Annotated in this window: 17 protein-coding genes; 9 read left to right on the top strand and 8 right to left on the bottom strand. The window is 43.6% G+C overall.

The features are described from left to right. The 4 genes from rfbD to cpxR all read right to left on the bottom strand — a co-directional run bounded on the left by rfbD (position 1) and on the right by cpxR (position 4,353). Complete coding sequence (gene rfbD / locus AAC854_RS07245; protein ID WP_340616506.1) at positions 1 to 891, bottom strand: dTDP-4-dehydrorhamnose reductase; 891 nt, start codon at positions 889 to 891, stop codon at positions 1 to 3. Continuing rightward, complete coding sequence (gene rfbB / locus AAC854_RS07240) at positions 891 to 1,979, bottom strand: dTDP-glucose 4,6-dehydratase (protein ID WP_340616517.1); 1,089 nt, start codon at positions 1,977 to 1,979, stop codon at positions 891 to 893. Before rfbB ends, rfbD begins: the two co-directional genes overlap by 1 nt. Positions 1,980 to 2,287: 308 nt before the next feature. Beyond that, complete coding sequence (cpxA, locus tag AAC854_RS07235; protein ID WP_340616505.1) at positions 2,288 to 3,664, bottom strand: envelope stress sensor histidine kinase CpxA; 1,377 nt, start codon at positions 3,662 to 3,664, stop codon at positions 2,288 to 2,290. Further along, on the bottom strand, positions 3,661 to 4,353 hold the full coding sequence (gene cpxR, locus AAC854_RS07230) for an envelope stress response regulator transcription factor CpxR (RefSeq protein ID WP_340616504.1): 693 nt from the start codon (positions 4,351 to 4,353) through the stop codon (positions 3,661 to 3,663). The genes cpxA and cpxR overlap by 4 nt, the downstream gene beginning before the upstream one ends. Positions 4,354 to 4,505: 152 nt before the next feature. On the opposite strand from cpxR, the gene AAC854_RS07225 reads away from it, so the two are divergent. Both AAC854_RS07225 and AAC854_RS07220 read left to right on the top strand, forming a co-directional pair. Further along, a complete protein-coding gene (locus AAC854_RS07225; protein WP_340616503.1) occupies positions 4,506 to 5,006 on the top strand; it encodes a Spy/CpxP family protein refolding chaperone in 501 nt (166 codons plus the stop codon). A gap of 180 nt (positions 5,007 to 5,186) precedes the next feature. After that, the gene (locus AAC854_RS07220; protein WP_340616502.1) at positions 5,187 to 6,326 is read left to right on the top strand and encodes a glycosyltransferase; all 1,140 of its coding nucleotides are present in this window, start codon (positions 5,187 to 5,189) and stop codon (positions 6,324 to 6,326) included. A 50-nt stretch (positions 6,327 to 6,376) separates the two neighbouring features. On the opposite strand, the gene rfaL is transcribed toward AAC854_RS07220, so the two are convergent. Next, on the bottom strand, positions 6,377 to 7,615 hold the full coding sequence (rfaL, locus tag AAC854_RS07215) for an O-antigen ligase RfaL (RefSeq protein ID WP_340616501.1): 1,239 nt from the start codon (positions 7,613 to 7,615) through the stop codon (positions 6,377 to 6,379). Between the two features lie 293 nt (positions 7,616 to 7,908). Here rfaL and AAC854_RS07210 point away from each other — a divergent pair, with 293 nt between their 5' ends. From AAC854_RS07210 to AAC854_RS07190, 5 genes are all read left to right on the top strand, one after another. Then, positions 7,909 to 8,550 (top strand): lysophospholipid acyltransferase family protein, encoded by a 642-nt coding sequence (locus tag AAC854_RS07210; protein ID WP_340616500.1) that lies wholly within the window; start codon positions 7,909 to 7,911, stop codon positions 8,548 to 8,550. Beyond that, positions 8,547 to 9,491, top strand: coding sequence for a phosphatidate cytidylyltransferase (locus tag AAC854_RS07205; protein WP_340616499.1), 945 nt, complete (start codon positions 8,547 to 8,549; stop codon positions 9,489 to 9,491). The genes AAC854_RS07210 and AAC854_RS07205 overlap by 4 nt, the downstream gene beginning before the upstream one ends. Positions 9,492 to 9,522: 31 nt before the next feature. Beyond that, complete coding sequence (fieF, locus tag AAC854_RS07200; protein ID WP_340616498.1) at positions 9,523 to 10,425, top strand: CDF family cation-efflux transporter FieF; 903 nt, start codon at positions 9,523 to 9,525, stop codon at positions 10,423 to 10,425. 233 nt (positions 10,426 to 10,658) lie between these two features. Then, positions 10,659 to 11,636: a 6-phosphofructokinase gene (pfkA, locus tag AAC854_RS07195; RefSeq protein ID WP_047962244.1), complete on the top strand. Its 978-nt coding sequence runs from the start codon at positions 10,659 to 10,661 to the stop codon at positions 11,634 to 11,636. 202 nt (positions 11,637 to 11,838) lie between these two features. Continuing rightward, complete coding sequence (locus tag AAC854_RS07190) at positions 11,839 to 12,891, top strand: sulfate ABC transporter substrate-binding protein (protein ID WP_422824060.1); 1,053 nt, start codon at positions 11,839 to 11,841, stop codon at positions 12,889 to 12,891. 84 nt (positions 12,892 to 12,975) lie between these two features. Here the strand turns inward: AAC854_RS07190 and tpiA are convergent, their stop codons facing one another. Both tpiA and AAC854_RS07180 read right to left on the bottom strand, forming a co-directional pair. After that, on the bottom strand, positions 12,976 to 13,743 hold the full coding sequence (tpiA, locus tag AAC854_RS07185; protein ID WP_340616497.1) for a triose-phosphate isomerase: 768 nt from the start codon (positions 13,741 to 13,743) through the stop codon (positions 12,976 to 12,978). A 144-nt stretch (positions 13,744 to 13,887) separates the two neighbouring features. Further along, positions 13,888 to 14,508, bottom strand: coding sequence for a DUF1454 family protein (locus AAC854_RS07180; RefSeq protein WP_422824059.1), 621 nt, complete (start codon positions 14,506 to 14,508; stop codon positions 13,888 to 13,890). Between the two features lie 59 nt (positions 14,509 to 14,567). Here AAC854_RS07180 and AAC854_RS07175 point away from each other — a divergent pair, with 59 nt between their 5' ends. After that, on the top strand, positions 14,568 to 14,996 hold the full coding sequence (locus tag AAC854_RS07175; protein WP_099115370.1) for a DUF805 domain-containing protein: 429 nt from the start codon (positions 14,568 to 14,570) through the stop codon (positions 14,994 to 14,996). 70 nt (positions 14,997 to 15,066) lie between these two features. Here AAC854_RS07175 and fpr read toward each other — a convergent pair whose 3' ends face one another. Beyond that, entirely contained in the window at positions 15,067 to 15,813 is a 747-nt protein-coding gene (gene fpr, locus AAC854_RS07170) for a ferredoxin--NADP(+) reductase (protein ID WP_340616495.1), read from the bottom strand. 334 nt (positions 15,814 to 16,147) lie between these two features. Between fpr and emrD the strand changes: the two genes are divergently transcribed. Continuing rightward, the gene (gene emrD / locus AAC854_RS07165; protein ID WP_340616494.1) at positions 16,148 to 17,335 is read left to right on the top strand and encodes a multidrug efflux MFS transporter EmrD; all 1,188 of its coding nucleotides are present in this window, start codon (positions 16,148 to 16,150) and stop codon (positions 17,333 to 17,335) included. Positions 17,336 to 17,372 lie beyond the last annotated feature (37 nt).

Here is a 17,372-nt window from a genome sequence, read left to right as displayed (position 1 = left end):
TTATCGCCCCAGAATTTCGGCTAGCATGCGATCTACTCCAATTTTCCAATCAGGAAGTATTAGATCAAAAGATTTTTGAAATTTGTTGGTATTGAGCCGAGAATTGTATGGACGTGGTGCTGGGGTAGGGAATGCAGAAGTTGGCACTGGTTTAATCTCTTTGACAGCTAGTTCAGAACCCGCTTGTTGTGCCCGTTCAAATATGTATTGAGCATATTTGAACCAAGTGGTTTCACCTGACGCAATTAAATGATAGAGCCCAGCTAATTCTGGTTTCTGCTGCGCTACTCGGATCGCATGGGCTGTGCAATCAGCTAGTAACTCAGCTCCAGTCGGTGCACCAAATTGATCATTGATGATGGAAAGTGTTTCTCGTTCTTTGCCTAGTTTCAGCATTGTTTTGGCAAAGTTATCCCCACGTGCTGCATAAACCCAACTAGTTCGGAAGATAAGATGTTTTTCACAATGAGTTTGTACTGCAATTTCACCAGCTAGCTTAGTCTCTCCATAGACATTGAGGGGAGCAGGAAAATCATTTTCATGCCAAGGTTTCTCTCCGCTACCATCAAATACATAGTCAGTAGAGTAATGTACTAACCAAACCCCTAGTTTTTGGGCTTCTTTGGCAATAGCTTCTACACTGCGAGAATTTAACAGTTCGGCTAATTCTCGCTCTGATTCTGCTTTATCCACTGCCGTATGTGCAGCTGCGTTTACGATTACATCAGGCTTGAGTAACTGGACAGCTTTTGCAACGCCCTCTGGATTGCTGAAATCACCGCAGTAATCACTCGAAGTGAAGTCGAGTGCTGTAACTTTTCCCAAAGGTGCCAATGCACGTTGCAACTCCCATCCTACCTGTCCATTTTTACCAAACAAGAGAATATGCATTATTTGTTTTCTCCATACTGTTGGTTAACCCAAGACTTGTAAGCACCACTTTTCACATTTTGAACCCAAGCCTGATTATCTAAATACCAATGGATGGTTTTACGGATACCTTCTTCAAAGGTTTCTTGTGGCAGCCAACCTAAATCCCCGTTAATTTTGCTGACATCAATAGCATAACGACGGTCATGACCTGGGCGATCTGCTACATATGTAATCTGATCTTGGTAAGAGCCTTGAGATTTTGGCTTGAGTTCATCAAGGAGTTTGCAAATGGTATTTACTACTTCAATGTTCTTTTTCTCGTTGTGACCGCCTATATTGTAAGTTTTGCCAATTTTTCCCATAGTAACTACCTTGTAGAGCGCTTGAGCGTGATCTTCAACATATAACCAATCCCGAATTTGGTCTCCTTTTCCATAGATTGGTAAAGGCTTTCCTTCTAATGCATTCAGAATAACAAGAGGAATCAACTTTTCTGGAAAATGATAAGGACCATAATTGTTAGAGCAATTAGTTACTACAGTCGGTAGTCCATAAGTTCTGTGCCATGCTCTGACTAAGTGATCGCTGGATGCTTTTGATGCCGAATACGGGCTACTTGGAGCATAGGCCGTTTTTTCGGTAAATAAAGGAAGAGTAGCACTATCTTGGGATTGATCGGGGTGAGGCAAATCACCATATACTTCATCAGTTGAAATATGGTGAAAAACGAATTTGTTTTTTTTGTCTTCGGGTAGTTGTTGCCAATAATTTCTTGTGGCTTCCAGGAGAGTGTAAGTACCAATAATATTGGTCTCAATAAAATCACTAGGGCCACTGATTGATCGGTCTACGTGGCTTTCAGCAGCTAAATGCATTACTGCATCAGGTTGGTATTGTTCTAATATATTATCTAACCTATTTTGATCACAAATATCTGCTTTTTCAAAAGAATAACGTGGACTATTGTCAATTTCTTTAAGTGACTCTAGGTTGCCTGCATAAGTAAGTTTATCAACATTTATAACGTTATCATTTGTATGGTTGATAATATATCGAATTAATGCAGAGCCAATAAAGCCTGCACCACCAGTAACCAGAATTTTCATTTTGAGTTTTTCAGTTGATTTTATGATTGATGCAAAATTGGAAAGGGAGTTTTGTGGAATATTATGTTGCAACGCTTGATCAAAGCTACCGCACTAGGTTACGGCTCCCAGAGTGCCTGTTGTGTGTAACAAATTTGACTTATCCAATTAATATAAAAGGAATTTTATGCTTAACAAAAATTATCATATCAACGATTTGTGTTAAGCAGCGACGAGATTAGTCCCTTGATGCTTCTAGGTCAAGTAGAATAGCGTTTTTCTTTAATTGTTACAGTTCGTAACTAACTAAATCTCAAGGCGAAAGTTATTTATCTTCCATGCAACGGTAACCAAATCACCAACCGCAATCCGCCCAAGGGACTATCTTCTGCTTTCACCCAACCTCGGTGCTGACTTACTGCCGTTTCAACTATCGCCAACCCCAATCCAGTTCCGCCAGACTCTCTATCTCTTGCCTCATCTGTCCGATAAAAAGGCCGGAATATATGTTCACGATCTTCAGGGCTGACTCCTGGCCCATCGTCATCAACGGTAATCGTTACTCCTTGGTTATCTGCCTTAAATGCAACTGCAATATGGTTACTGGAGTAGCGAAGGGCGTTACGGACGATGTTTTCTAATGCGCTGCCAAGTGCTGCTGGATTGCAGTAAATGACCCAGTTTCCGGGAGGCGACACGATATCCAGTGTTTTGTTCATTTGTTCGACTTCGAATTTGGCATTCTCTAAAATGTCATGCCATATATCGTAGGCTTTGATATTTTCGCGCAGTAATTCGTTTTTATGTTGATTACGGGAAAGCACTAGCAGGTCATTAATCATTCCGTCCAAACGCTGAGTCTCTGTTTCGATGCGTTCCAGTTCTTTGCTTTCACCATGACGCCGGCGCAGTAGGGCGGTCGCTAATTGTAAACGGGTAAGTGGCGTGCGCAGTTCGTGGGAGATATCGGAAATCAGCCGTTGTTGGGCGGTCACCATTGTTTCAAGTGCGCTAATCATCTGGTTGAAGCTACTACCCGCCGCTAAAAACTCTTGTGGGCCGGATTCCAGTTCTGGGTGTTGCCGTAAGTTTCCTTTTGCGACTTCATCTGCTGCATTTTTTAATTTACGGGCGGGTTTTGCCAAACTCCATGCCAGCCATAGTAGTAATGGGGCGCTGATTAACATGGTTGCCGCAGGAAGTAAAAACGGCCGGTCAAACATTAAATTAATAAAGTCTGATTGTGGGCTGCCTGCAGGCCTAACAAGGTAGAGTTGATAATGATCCCCACCATCCCGGATAGAGAAAGGGCCAAGGATTTCGGAGCGGCCATATTTTTTCTTTTTAGGATGATCTGCGTTATCGGATTGTCCGATAAAGTTACGGACAACTTGTACCTGACGAGTTGGCGTATCAATGTCAATGATGCGTCCTTCACTGGTGACAAGGAGCAGGCGTTGGCCCGGTGGCGTTAATTGGACGAGCGCGCGATCTAATCGTAGCCACCAGAATAGATCATTGGTCGGGTAGCTTATTAGTTCTTCTTCTATCTGCTTTGCCAGATTCTTTCCTTGCTGATACTCACTGTCCAGAAGTGGGGTCAATTGCCGTGAATCCAGTTTGGGGGCCATTAAGGCCACCATCAGGACAAGTGCAAGAGTGAACCAGAAAATGGCGAATATGCGAGCTGTCAGGCTGTTTATCATTTTGCTGAGACCATTAAATATCCACGACCACGTAATGTTTTGAACCACGGAAGATCGTCAGTTCGGTTTGGTAATTTACGCCGTAAATTAGAAATGTGCATATCAATGGCGCGATCAAAAGGTGTTAAGCGTTTTCCTAATACTTCCTGGCTTAAATGTTCACGGGAAACAACTTGTCCTAAATGTTGCGCTAGTAAATATAGCAGAGTGAACTCCGTGCCGGTTAGATCCAAAATGGTACCGTCAAAGCTGGCTTCCTGACGCCCTGGGTTGAGTTGTAGTTTATCGATCTCAAGTATCGGTGTCCCAGCATCGGCTTGTTGCTCGCTCCAGTTGGAACGACGCAAGATTGCACGTATGCGGGCAACCAGTTCCCGGTCGTTAAAAGGTTTAGGGAGATAGTCATCCGCTCCCAGTTCTAATCCCAAAACGCGGTCTAAATCGCTCCCACGTGCCGTTAACATGATAACGGGGGTCTGATGGTATTGCCGTAGTTCTTTAAGCGTTTCAATGCCGTTTTTGCGTGGCATCATAATGTCCAGCAATAACAAATCAATTGAAGAATCGATATATTGTAAAGCCTGCTCACCATCGTAGGCGATAACAACATTGAATCCTTCCATCTCGAGCAATTCTTTTAATAGCGATGTCAGCTCGCGGTCATCATCAACTAATAAGATTTTATGCATTAATTCTTCCTCCAAGAGCAAAATACGATAACAAACTTTGCTATTCCATGACTTTACGTTCTTTTACATGCTCTGACGCTAGTTTGCAGCCGCAGGGTTATAGTTACCCTCACTGAATCGAATGGTTCTGTTCGAGAAAGCGGGGAATTTTAATGCGTAACATAGCAATATTGGCTTTAGCGTCAATGGTTGTTCTTGGAACAACGGTGGCTTTAGCTGAATCTGCTGATACGGATGATGCTCCTGAGACTGCAAGTTCCCTGCCGCACTGTATGCCATATGATCATCAGAGAGATTTTAGTCATTACCGCCATGATGAACATAATTACAACTATAGTTATGTCTTTGGTGGAATAACATTAACTGAGTACCAACGCCAGCAGATGTGGGATTTGGTGAAGATGCAGCATCTGCATGAGCAATCGCTGGTCGATATGCTAATTGAGCGCCGGAAGATGTTTGGGCTCCTGATAGCTAAAGATTTTGATGAAGCTGCGGTTCGGTCGCAGCTTGAAACAATAGCAAAAAAGAATGTTGAATTGGGTGTGGAAATTGCGCGTATTCGCAACCAGATGTACCAATTGTTAACGCCAGAGCAGAGAACGCTATTACAGAAACGTTATGAAAAGCGTATAGCTCTAGGAATGGACTAATTTTTTGCTAGTACTTTGATGCACAAATAGCATCAATAACGGTTTTCCTTGCCATAGACACCATCCCTGTCTTTCAGCCCCCTTGAGGGGCTTTTTTTTGTGTGTAAATTATAGCTCGCTTGCATAAATTGTTTTTTTTTTATCTAATTTCGGGAATGATTCTTACCGATTGCCTCTCTCATGAAAAAATTTGTTTTTGTTGCTCCTGAATTTCACTCCATCCCCCCAAACTACGCTGCTGCTGTAGAATGGTGGATTTATAATGTTGCTAAGATCAGTCAGGCTAATAATTTAATTGTCTGTAAAGGAGAAAAAACAGAGAAAACAGTAGAGAAAATCGGTGAGTACGCCACAATTCACAGGATCTACACCAGTGCGGTGTATAAACGTTTTTTCAGAAAATGGTCTCGTTTAGATCCTTATCCTTATGCCAAAAGAGTTATTGATACTGTTATGCGTTATCAACGTCAGGATGGTGATAAACCTGTCTTGATTATTCAAAACTCTATTCCACTCTATAGCGCAGTGAAGCAATTTTATCCCGAACAATTGATGGTGCTTCACTTACATAATAAACATGGAGCAACCAATTTAGGGGCAGGAACAAAGCTGATTACCCCCAGTCATTTTTTAGCCGATTTTTTTCGTTCTGAAGCAAAAGTTGAGAATATCAAAGTAGTGCCAAATGGCATTGATAAAGCACTGTATATACAACAAAGTCATTGGAAAAGAGAACGCTTCGACCTAAAAGAGGACGAAACTGTAATTTTGTATGCTGGTCGGTTAGATCAGGGCAAAGGTGTTATTGAACTCATGGATGCAGTCACTTTGCTGCGCAAAAAAGGCCAAAATATAAAGTTGTTTTTGATTGGGGATTATACAACGCTTAAAAAAGGTGACCGTGAGATTTACCGGAAAAGAGTGTTGGATAAAGCTGCTATCATGGCAGGTAGTTGTATTTTAGCGGGAAGTTTGCCTCCGGCAGATATGCATCAGGTATATTCACTGGCTGATTTAACTGTCGTTTCTTCATTAGGGGAGGAAGCCTTTTGTATGGTCGCCTTAGAATCGATGGCGTGTGGAGTGCCTGTTTTGGTCAGCCCAAGAGGAGGGATAAAAGAGTTTGTCATTCCTGAAAGTACGGGTTTCCTACTGCAAGAACCGTTGTCCCCAGAAAGTATAGCCCAAGATATCTCAGATACGCTGTTGAATGGTAAATTGAAAGCTATTGCCGAGCATGGCAGAGAAATGGCAATAAACCAATATGATTGGAGTCATGTCAGTACCTCCCTGTCCAAAGCATTGGATGAGTGGTTTTAGTCATTGATGGGCATGGGCTATCCAAACATGTTGAATAGCCCTTTGGATGGTTAATTCCCTGTTTCGGTTAATTGCTTTCTTTCATGCCATCTTTGTTGGCACAATGCAGCCAGTAAGCCAAGGTATATGCCTAATATGTTCAAATGAACACTTTCAAAGTTTCCTCTGACAATAAAATAGCCAAAGAAAGAGATAAGTAAGATTAATGCAGCTTGCTTATGGCTGTTAGCACTTGCGTTCCACTCCTGAGCTGATTGTTTCAGGTAAGAGAGCATTAATAATAAAAAGGCACCGAATCCCAATATTCCAGCAGAGAACCAAACTGTTAGGAAAATATTATGGGGACCAAGTGACGTTTTAAATGTCCAATCAGGGTGATTTTTGACATTATCGTTATAAATTTGGTCATAGATTTTATTGCCGGCACCATAACCTTTGATTGGATTTTCTAAAATTAAGGTGAGTGCGGTGCCTTGCGTTCCATTGCTATATCGATGACTGCTATCTGTTTGCTCTAACTTATAAGCCAAAGCAGAGCCTTTAATAAGGTAGTCAGATTTGATGGCAAATATGGTAGCGCAGATAATAACGATACTGGCAATTAAGGTTTTCCAATTTTTGTTCATGATTATCATCATGAAAAACATCACAAAAACGGCGAGCCAAGCCCCTCTGGAAAGAGTGCCAAGTAGTACAAATAATACGGATAAAATCAGCAAAATGGTCAGTGTTAAACGAACATAATTTTTGGCATTTTGAAAATGCCAGAGGGCAACGAGTGCCGGGAAGAAGAAAACAATGCCATCTGATACACTACGGTGGTTATAGTTGGTGAATGGCATGATATTGTTCTGATAATCCTGATAAAACAGGTACATTTCTTTCAGCGTGATGAATGACAATCCAAGCAGAAATGAACCGATGATCATTTTCTGGATTTTAATTGTACTTGTATGACTTAACGCTAAAGTGATGAGGATACTGGAAAGAACGACATCCCTAAAAAAAGGTGTTTTGATTTCACTGAAACTGAGTTTAGGATCAGGTGAAATAACAATCGAATAGAGGTAGGTTAACGTTAATATTCCTAAAGCCAGTATGATATTGTTTTTCAGCGCGGAAAGGCATCCTTTGGGGTTTTTAATAATGAAGTAGAGAGCAGTTAACGCTATTAGGGCAAAAAATAAGTTTTTATAGCGTGTGATGCCTGTTACGTAGACAAGCGCGATATAACCACCGACGAAAAAAGTACTCCAGGATAAATGATTTTTAATGGCTTCTTTAAACATGGCCTTACCAGAATGGGAAGTGGATTTCTGGTTGGTATTTTGTACCATTTTCGTGAGACAGGCACGAATAAAAATATGCTGTTATAACTTGATATACATTCCTGAGAATTTTTTCTTTTATCCTATAAAATCTAACGCCCCGTATCTGAACTCATAAAAATCTCTCTTACCCATTAATTCCCTCCCAACCTGTTGTTATCTTGACCAATCTTGATTATCTTACGCTCTGTCACGCCGTTACTTAAAAAGTCTTATCACTGTCATTCCACATCAAAGGGATAAGGATACCCAACATGGTTAACCCTCATAAAATCAGCCTATTGGCGAAAGGCATGGGTGCTACGCTATCCGGTTTATGCCGTCTTTTAACTGGTATACAGGCTCGATGGATTGGTTGTGAACCATCAATTGCAAGTCGTATTTATTATGCGAATCATTCCAGCCATCTTGATGGGTTGGTGATTTGGTCAGGGCTTCCGCCTAAGTTGCGTCACCTGGTTCATCCTGTCGCTGCCCGTGATTATTGGGGTAAAACCAAGCTGCGTCGTTATCTCATTCATAAGGTATTTCGGGCAGTTTTAGTTGAGCGCAATGGAGAAAATAGTTCGAAAGAAAGGGTTCTTGCACCATTGGAGACGGTTTTGGCGCAACAGGAATCTTTGATTATTTTTCCGGAAGGAACCCGGGGGAATGGGGAGCAAATCAATCCGTTCAAAAGTGGGTTGTATCATTTGGTGCGTAAATATCCTGATGCGGAAGTCGTGCCGGTTTATCTTGAAAATTTGAACCGTGCTTTGCCTAAGGGTAAGAAATTGCCGATACCCATTATTTGTTCCGTCACATTCGGTAAGCCGTTGGATAAATTAGGTGAGAATGAAAGTAATGACGAGTTCCTGCAACGTGCCCGGTCTGCATTAGAGGAGTTAGTGCTATGACGAATATGGATCATGATTTGATGTTGCTGCTGGGTGGGGTCTTTGGGATATTGATTATCGCCAGTGTGATGGGGGGCATTTTGGCCCTTTGGTATTCGGGAGAAAGGCGCAGCGCCACCATTGATAACCTGAATGCCCGAATCCGTGGCTGGTGGATGATGTGTATCATCTGTGTAGTCGCTATTGTTGTTGGGCCTGTGGGGTCAGTGATTTTGTTTGCGGTGATGTCATTTTTTGCCTTGCGCGAATTTATCACGCTAACGCCCACTCGCCGCAGTGATCATGAAGCCTTGTTTTGGTGTTTCTTTGTTTTTATGCCTGTGCAGTATGCCTTGGTTGGTGTGCAATGGTATGGGTTATTCTCGGTATTTATTCCTGTGTATGTATTCTTGTTTTTACCTGCCCGTATTGCTTTGGTGGGGGATACTACGCATTTTCTGGAGAGAACCGCCAAGATCCAGTGGGGGATGTTGGTGACGGTATTTGCCATCAGCCATGCGCCCGCTTTGTTGATGTTGGATATCCCGGAATATGAAGGGCAAAATATTAAGTTATTGCTGTTCCTGATGATTGTGGTGCAAATGTCTGATGTTTTGCAGTATGTATTCGGTAAATTATTTGGCAGGCACCCGATTGTGCCAAAACTCAGCCCCAATAAAACGGTTGAGGGGTTTGTTGGTGGAATTTTAGCTTCTGTGCTGTTGGGAATGTCGTTATTTTGGGTTACGCCATTTTCGCTGTGGGAAGCGGGCTTGATGTCGTTGGCTATCACTTTGATGGGGTTTATCGGCGGGTTGTGTATGTCGGCGATTAAACGGGACAGCGGAGTGAAGGATTTTGGTGGGATCATTGAAGGTCATGGTGGAATGCTGGATAGAATTGACTCGCTTTGTTTCGCTGCGCCTATATTTTTCCACCTTACGCGCTATTTTTATACCTGAGACTAACTCAATAACCAAAGGGTGGCAGTCAATGAGTATAAATTATGGGCGATGGGTCAGTACCGCTGCGTTGGCGGCAACGGTACTGGCGAGTGTGTTGCTGATTGTGAAAATTTTTGCATGGTGGTTTACGGGCTCGGTGAGCTTATTGGCGGCGCTGGTGGATTCTCTGGTCGATTTGGCGGCCTCTCTGACCAATTTTTTTGTCGTGCGTTATTCACTTCAACCTGCTGATAAAGAGCATACTTTTGGACATGGTAAGGCCGAATCACTGGCGGCTTTGGCACAAAGTATGTTTATTTCCGGTTCGGCTATTTTTCTGTTTTTGACGGGCTTTCAGCATCTGTTTTCCCCTAAGCCATTGGAACATGCGACAGTCGGTATTTGGGTCATTATTATTGCTCTGATTTCCACGCTGTGTCTGGTGACGTTTCAGAAGTGGGTGATTAATAAAACCCAAAGTCAGGCGATTCGGGCGGATATGCTGCATTATAAGTCTGACTTATTGATGAATGGCACAATTTTGGTGGCACTGCTTTTGAGCCTGTATGGCTTTAAACGTGCAGATGCGCTATTTGCTTTGGGGATTGGGATTTATATCCTCTATAGCGCGTTACGAATGGGGTATGATGCCGTACAATCTTTGCTTGATCGTGCCTTACCGGATACAGAACGGCAGGAGATTATTGCGGTTATCCAGAGTTATCCGGGGATCGCTGGTGGCCATGATCTGCGAACCCGTCAATCAGGGCCGACGCGTTTTATCCAGTTCCATCTGGAGATAAATGAAAATCTGCCGTTGGTACAGGCTCATGCTTTGGCTGAGGGAATTGAAAATAAATTGCGGAGTCGATTTCCGGATGCCGATATTATTATTCACCAAGATCCTTGCTCTGTTGTGTCCGAGGGGCACAAAAATCGTTGGGATTGGTGATGAATTTATTCATAATCAAAAGATCGTCAAAAAATAGACATAATCTTAATGCAGGCTGAGTGTTTTTCCGTATGATAGGTTCTGTTGAATCAATTCAGCAAATGCAGTGACAATCGGGTTTCTAAAAGTTGCCATCAATATTTCCCATTAGGAAAGCAGTCAGCAGATTGGCAAATACTTATACCTACAAATAACATACCTACAAATAATATATCTACAAGTCAGAGGTCATCATGATCAACAAGATTAAAAGAATCGGAGTCTTAACGAGTGGCGGTGATGCGCCTGGCATGAACGCCGCTATTCGTGGTGTTGTTCGTGCCGCTTTAACCGAAGGGTTGGAAGTTTACGGCATCTATGATGGCTATCTGGGGTTGTATGAAAACCGCATGAAGAAGCTCGACCGTTTTAGCGTTTCCGACATGATTAACCGCGGTGGTACGTTTTTGGGATCAGCCCGTTTCCCTGAATTCAGGGATGATAAAGTTCGGGAAACTGCCATTGAAAATATGCGCAAAAATGAGATTGATGCGCTGGTGGTGATTGGCGGTGACGGTTCTTATTTAGGGGCGAAGAAGTTAACTGAAGCGGGTTTCCCTTGTATTGGCCTGCCGGGAACGATTGACAATGATGTGGCGGGTACGGATTACACCATCGGTTATTTCACTGCGCTGGAAACGGTGGTAGAGGCGATTGATCGTCTGCGTGATACCTCAACTTCCCATAAGCGTATTTCTATTGTTGAAGTGATGGGACGTTATTGCGGTGACTTGACCTTATCGGCGGCAATTGCGGGTGGATGTGAGTTTATTGTTCTGCCTGAGAGTGAAACGCCATTCAGTCGTGAAGAGTTGTTGTCTGAAATTCAGGCGGGTATTCAAAAAGGCAAGCGCCACGCGATTGTTGCCATTACTGAGCATGTTTGTGATGTTGATGAGCTGGCGAAATATATTGAAGCAGAAACTCGCCATGAAACCCGTGCAACGGTATTAGGCCATATTCAGCGTGGCGGTGCGCCAGTGGCTTATGACCGTATTCTTGCTTCCCGCATGGGGGCTTATTCTGTCCAACTCCTGTTGGAAGGACACGGTGGCCGGTGTGTTGGTATCCAGAATGAGAAACTTGTTCATCACGATATCATTGATGCAGTACAAAATATGCAGCGTGTCTTTAAGAAAGACTGGCTGGAAACGGCGAAGAAGCTCTACTAATCCTGCCTTCTGATCTTGTCTTTTCTGCAAAATCCTCCTTCATAGGCAGTCACTTTATGTGGCTGTCTTATTTCTCATATTCTTCTTACGCATAAGCAGAAATTTTAAATTATTTCTGCGTCATAACGCTTTCTGTCAGTTTTTATGGTGAAAAATCATCGTAGTTTCTGGAAATAGTTTATGGGAGCATGGCACAGTGATTATGAATGCAATGATTAAAAATACAAAAGTAGTGAAATCAGGCGCAAGATGGGCAGTGGCGAGTGTTTATGCCGTGTTGTCAGCAGTTCTGATGTTATTGTTGGCAAACAGTGCATGGGCGAAAGAGGTTCAAATCTTAAATGTATCCTATGATCCGACTCGTGAGTTATACCAACAGTACGATAAAGCATTCAGCGAGTACTGGCATCAAAAAACGGGAGATGATGTGAAGATCCGCCAATCACATGGTGGCTCAGGCAAGCAGGCAACTTCTGTGATTAATGGTCTTCAGGCGGATGTCGTCACTCTGGCGCTGGCCTATGATGTGGATGCTATTGCAGAGCGTGGCCGGATTGATAAGCATTGGATTAAACGTCTGGCGGATAATTCGGCTCCTTATACATCAACGATTGTTTTTCTGGTAAGGAAAGGCAATCCCAAGCAGATAAAAGATTGGCCGGATTTAATCCGTCCTGATGTTTCTGTGGTAACACCGAATCCGAAAACTTCCGGTGGTGCGCGTTGGAATTATCTGGCTGCCTGGGGATATGGACTGGCAAGTCATCATCAGGATCAGGTTAAAGCCAAAGAATTCGTGAAAGCACTTTATAAGAATGTCGAAGTACTGGATTCCGGTGCGCGGGGTGCAACTAATACTTTTGTGGAGCGCGGGATTGGTGATGTACTGATTGCATGGGAAAATGAAGCGCTGCTGGCGATTAATACTTTGGATAAAGACAAATTTGAAGTCGTCACACCGAGCATTTCTATTCTGGCAGAACCCACAGTAGCTGTCGTTGATAAGGTGGTTGATAAACGGGGGACGCGCGAACTGGCCACGGAATATCTTAAGTATCTTTATTCCCCGGCAGGGCAGGAAATTGCAGCCAAAAATTATTATCGCCCGCGCGATAAGGTTGTTGCAGAAAAATACCACGCTATTTTCCCCGATCTGAAACTCTTTACGATTGATGAAGTTTTTGCTGGTTGGGATAAAGCACAGAAAGAACATTTTGCCACAGGCGGGACTTTTGATGAAATTATCCGCCGTTAATCATTGAGAAAAACCGCCGCGGGTATATTCCGTGGCGGTTAAGTCATTTTTGTTTGCAATCTATTGGGTATAAAAGATTACAAATTACGCTTTTTTCGCTTCGGCGGCGGCTTTTACAATCACAGCAAAAGCATCTGCTTTCAGTGATGCGCCACCGACCAATGCACCGTCGATATCCGGCTGAGTAAACAGTTCTGCTGCATTGCTGGCGTTAACGGAACCGCCGTATTGAATAATGACCTGTTCAGCGATAGCGGCATCCTGTTTCGCGATATGATCACGGATAAATTTATGAACAGCCTGTGCTTGTGCAGGAGTCGCTGATTTACCCGTACCGATTGCCCAAACAGGCTCGTAAGCAATAACTGTATCTTTGAATGCTTCGGCGCCTAGCGTGTTCAGAACCGCATCGATTTGTCGTGCACAAACCGCTTCGGTTTGACCCGCTTCGTTTTCCTGCTCGGTTTCACCAATGCACAGAACTGGGATCAGACCTTGCTCTTTCAGGATGGCAAATTTTCTGGCAATCAGTTCGTCGCTCTCTTTGTGATAAGTACGACGTTCAGAGTGGCCGATAATGATGTACTTCGCGCCAGCGTCTTTCAGCATTTCTGCGGAAGTTTCGCCAGTGAATGCGCCATAAAGGTTAACGCCAACATCTTGTGCACCCAGTGCGATGCGGCTGCCAGCCAGGGCATTGTTTGCCAGAGAAACATAAACTGTTGGTGGTGCAATAGCGACGCCACAGCCGTCAACGTTGCTCAGTTCTTTACGCAGACCTGCAATCAGGTCGTTAACCATGTGGGTACTGCCATTTAATTTCCAGTTACCCATAACTAATGGATGTCGCATGTTTTTCCCTCCAACCAGAAAATAATCAAATTGCGAACTGAATGAATATTCTTTCTTTGAATGACATCAATCGGATGTCATTCCCTGTAAGCGGAATCCCGACAGTATAAAGATCATCAGCGCGAATAGCTCTGCGCTGTGTCACTAATTTTCATTTGCTGAGGTGTCAGATAGCGATAGCTTAATCGGTTCAATTGCGAAGGTCATTATATTTTCGCTGCTGTTCACGATGATATAGCGTGTTGCTCCCATTTTCTGGCTGAAAGCAGGGTGTTTTTCCGCCGCTTGTAATAGTTTTTCTAATTGAGTTTTGGCCTGATCAGGGGAAAGAGTCGGCTCGAATTGGCCGATCAGCGCGGTGATATACTGTTTTACCAGAATGAAATTCTGCTCATCTTCTTGCCCATCTTGTGATGGTAATAGCGTAATTTGCAGGCTCTTAATCTTTTCGCTACCCCGCTCCAGCACTGCCGAAGAGTATATTTTTTCATTGATTTTACTGGCTGCGCGAATGAAAGGCAGAGAAATATCTTTGCTTGCAATTACCTTATATTCGTACAGGGGAATTTCAGGGTGTTTTTTGTTGTATTTTTCACGGAAGATAGGGATTGTATCTTCGAAAGTCGGCGAATTTGGCAGCAGATACATCAACTGTGGGGCCATTTCTGGTATGACGGCAGGCTTACCCGCAACGGCAGATAATGGCAAACTGATGCCAAAAGCGATTAATATTGTCACCAAAAGTTTATTCATGCCTGTTTTCATTTTGCTACTCACTGAGTTAAATACTGAAAAAACAGCATTCAAAATTTGGAAAAGAATACATGACATTACAACAATGGGGATTCTCATTCAAAGGCCGAATTGGACGTCGGGAATTCTGGATTGGCATTGGCATCTGCTTTGCCTTGATCTTTATGCTCCTGACACTGCATGGAATGAATGTCCTCCCCATAAATTATGCAGCAGTTGGGGTTGCCTTGCTACTGTACCCAACCGTTGCGATTTTTTCTAAGCGCCTGCATGATCGGAATAAACGTGGCGGCTGGGTATTACTGTTCGCATTGGCTTGGGTATTATTGTCCCTTGACTGGAGTGCAATGGCCCCAATATGGCAATGGGGTATTGGTCGTTTTGTCCCGACACTGATTTTCGTTATGGTGATGCTTGATTGTGGCGTATTCCGTGGTACGGAAGGGGCTAATCGCTTCGGGGAAACGGCAGAAATGGTTGATTACATTTCTGCCAAGTAATTTCTGCCAAATGGCCTGCTCTAAAACGTGTATAAGTTGATGAGGAACGCTGTGAATATCAATATGTTGATTACCAATATTGCTCACTGGTGATATGGCCTGGTTTACGGCGCAAGTGTTTTACCATGTTGCGCTGCTCTTTCAGCAGTTGTTGGGTATCCCTGACCATTTGGGGGTTCCCACACAACATAACATGACTGTTTTCCGCCTGTATGGGTAGGCCAACAGCCGATTCCAGTTCTCCGCTCTCAATTAGTGCGGGAATTCTTCCCATCAGTGAGTCGGGGTATTTTTCTCGACTAACGATGGTTTGTATTCTCAGCTTGCCTTGAAGCTTCTTCTCTAATTGCTGCATCATTGGCAAATAGCTCAAATCTTGCCCCCACCTCACTGCATGAACCAGCACGATGTTTTCAAATCTTTCCAGATTAACCCCCTGCTGGAGTATGGAAAGATAAGGCCCAATGGCAGTGCCGGTTGAAAGCATCCAAAGTGTTTGGCAATCAGGGATTTCATCAAGAACAAAAAAGCCTGCCGCTTGTTCTGTAACGAGCAGTTCATCTCCGGTTTTTAATGTTACCAGCCGAGAGCTAAGTTTACCTTCCGGCACGGTCACTAAATAAAACTCCAGATTATTGTCATCAGGGGAGTTGACGTAAGAGTATGCGCGTTGAATGCGCTCACCTTCAATTTCCAGTGCAAGTTTTGCAAATTGCCCGGCGGTAAATTTTTCTATCGGCGCATGTACCTTGATGCTAAAGAGTGAGCCTGTCCAATTGGTTATGTCGGTAACTTTTCCTGTAACCCAGTTTGCCATTACGATTAACCTCTCTACACAATATGATGCTAATTAATTTGATGGGAATAAATACTGCGTGAATTGGCGATTTTTTGTAACGATTCTACGTGATTACCTGAAATAGCATTATCGATTACGTGTTACAGTTCAATTAACTGTATTTTTGCCAATAATATGGATTGATATGTACATTTTTATTGACATATATGGATAATTTAACTGTAATTTTTTATTCATGCGAAATTGTATACTGCAATGAAAAAATATAGCTTTGTCAAGCGAGTCACTTTCAATGAAGTCAGTATCTTATAACGAATGACTGTTTGATAACGAATAATTGTATGTAAATGCGATGAGAAAAATAGAACACTTTAATTTATTGTTGATGCTGATTGCTTTGGCTGCTGTCGGGCAGATGACACAGACAATCTATGTTCCAGTTATTGCGGATATAGCGAGTGATTTTAGTGAACCCGCCGGTGAGGTTCAGCGGGTTATGGCGGCATATTTATTTTCTTATGGGCTTTCGCAGCTCTTTTATGGACCGTTATCCGATAAGGTGGGGCGTCGTCCAGTCATTTTGGCGGGAATGTCCATTTTTCTGGTGGCGACGACATGTGCACTGTTTGCCCCTAATTTGCTGATACTGGTTATTGCCAGTGCGTTTCAGGGGTTGGGTACGGGCGTTGCCGGTGTGATGATACGTACCATGCCACGGGATTTATACACGGGTACAACGCTGCGCTATGCTAATAGCTTACTGAATATGGCGGTATTGGTCAGCCCTTTGGCTGCCCCTATGATTGGCGGTCTGGTGGCTCATTATTTTGGGTGGCGTGCCTGCTATTGGTTTTTATTAATATTGGGCGCGATAGTGGTTTTCTTCCTGTTCCGGCATCTGCCGGAAACTCGCCCTACGCAGACTGAACATCGCACGATGTTGGTTGTTTTCCACCAGTTACTCTCTCATGGTTCTTTTGTGGCTTACTTGCTGATGTTGGTAGGTGGTCTGGCTGGGGTTGCTGTTTTTGAAGCAAGTAGCGGTGTGTTGATGGGCGCTGTTTTGGGGTTAGATAGCTTAACGGTTAGTATCCTGTTTATTTTGCCCATTCCTGCGGCGTTCTTTGGTGCATGGTATGCGGGACGCGAAGGTAAAACATTTTACCGGCTGATGTGGCATTCTGTGATTTGTTGCTTATTGGCCGGGGCCTTGATGTGGCTCCCCGGCTGGTTTGGCATCATGAATATCTGGACGTTGCTGATACCTGCCGCACTCTTCTTTTTTGGTGCAGGCATGTTGTTTTCTTTGGCGACCACAGGAGCGATGGAACCTTTTCCTTATCTGGCAGGCGCGGCAGGTGCTCTGGTAGGGGGATTTCAGAACGTGGGTTCGGGGGTAGCGACATGGCTGTCAGCAATGTTACCGCAAAATAGCCAATTCAGTGTCGGTCTTTTGATGTTTTCCATGGCCCTGTTGATTCTGTTTTGCTGGTTGCCGATTTCCCAACGGATCCAACGTCAGGAGCCGACGGCCTTATAAAGTCTTGACTGGTTAAAATCGAAGAAAACCGGAGCAT

This window comes from Xenorhabdus entomophaga, from assembly GCF_037996725.1.
In the GTDB taxonomy this organism is placed as follows: domain Bacteria; phylum Pseudomonadota; class Gammaproteobacteria; order Enterobacterales; family Enterobacteriaceae; genus Xenorhabdus; species Xenorhabdus khoisanae.
The sequence above is the reverse complement of the archived record's forward strand: the minus strand, read 5'-3'. Positions and strand labels throughout refer to the sequence as shown.

Excerpts from the sequence above, each read along its gene's own strand:
- rfbD (WP_340616506.1), bottom strand. The coding sequence starts at position 891 with ATGCATATTCTCTTGTTTGGTAAAAATGGACAGGTAGGATGGGAGTTG.
- rfbB (WP_340616517.1), bottom strand. The coding sequence starts at position 1,979 with ATGAAAATTCTGGTTACTGGTGGTGCAGGCTTTATTGGCTCTGCATTA.
- cpxA (WP_340616505.1), bottom strand. The coding sequence starts at position 3,664 with ATGATAAACAGCCTGACAGCTCGCATATTCGCCATTTTCTGGTTCACT.
- cpxR (WP_340616504.1), bottom strand. The coding sequence starts at position 4,353 with ATGCATAAAATCTTATTAGTTGATGATGACCGCGAGCTGACATCGCTA.
- AAC854_RS07225 (WP_340616503.1), top strand. The coding sequence starts at position 4,506 with ATGCGTAACATAGCAATATTGGCTTTAGCGTCAATGGTTGTTCTTGGA.
- AAC854_RS07220 (WP_340616502.1), top strand. The coding sequence starts at position 5,187 with ATGAAAAAATTTGTTTTTGTTGCTCCTGAATTTCACTCCATCCCCCCA.
- rfaL (WP_340616501.1), bottom strand. The coding sequence starts at position 7,615 with ATGTTTAAAGAAGCCATTAAAAATCATTTATCCTGGAGTACTTTTTTC.
- AAC854_RS07210 (WP_340616500.1), top strand. The coding sequence starts at position 7,909 with ATGGTTAACCCTCATAAAATCAGCCTATTGGCGAAAGGCATGGGTGCT.
- AAC854_RS07205 (WP_340616499.1), top strand. The coding sequence starts at position 8,547 with ATGACGAATATGGATCATGATTTGATGTTGCTGCTGGGTGGGGTCTTT.
- fieF (WP_340616498.1), top strand. The coding sequence starts at position 9,523 with ATGAGTATAAATTATGGGCGATGGGTCAGTACCGCTGCGTTGGCGGCA.
- pfkA (WP_047962244.1), top strand. The coding sequence starts at position 10,659 with ATGATCAACAAGATTAAAAGAATCGGAGTCTTAACGAGTGGCGGTGAT.
- AAC854_RS07190 (WP_422824060.1), top strand. The coding sequence starts at position 11,839 with ATGAATGCAATGATTAAAAATACAAAAGTAGTGAAATCAGGCGCAAGA.
- tpiA (WP_340616497.1), bottom strand. The coding sequence starts at position 13,743 with ATGCGACATCCATTAGTTATGGGTAACTGGAAATTAAATGGCAGTACC.
- AAC854_RS07180 (WP_422824059.1), bottom strand. The coding sequence starts at position 14,508 with ATGAAAACAGGCATGAATAAACTTTTGGTGACAATATTAATCGCTTTT.
- AAC854_RS07175 (WP_099115370.1), top strand. The coding sequence starts at position 14,568 with ATGACATTACAACAATGGGGATTCTCATTCAAAGGCCGAATTGGACGT.
- fpr (WP_340616495.1), bottom strand. The coding sequence starts at position 15,813 with ATGGCAAACTGGGTTACAGGAAAAGTTACCGACATAACCAATTGGACA.
- emrD (WP_340616494.1), top strand. The coding sequence starts at position 16,148 with ATGAGAAAAATAGAACACTTTAATTTATTGTTGATGCTGATTGCTTTG.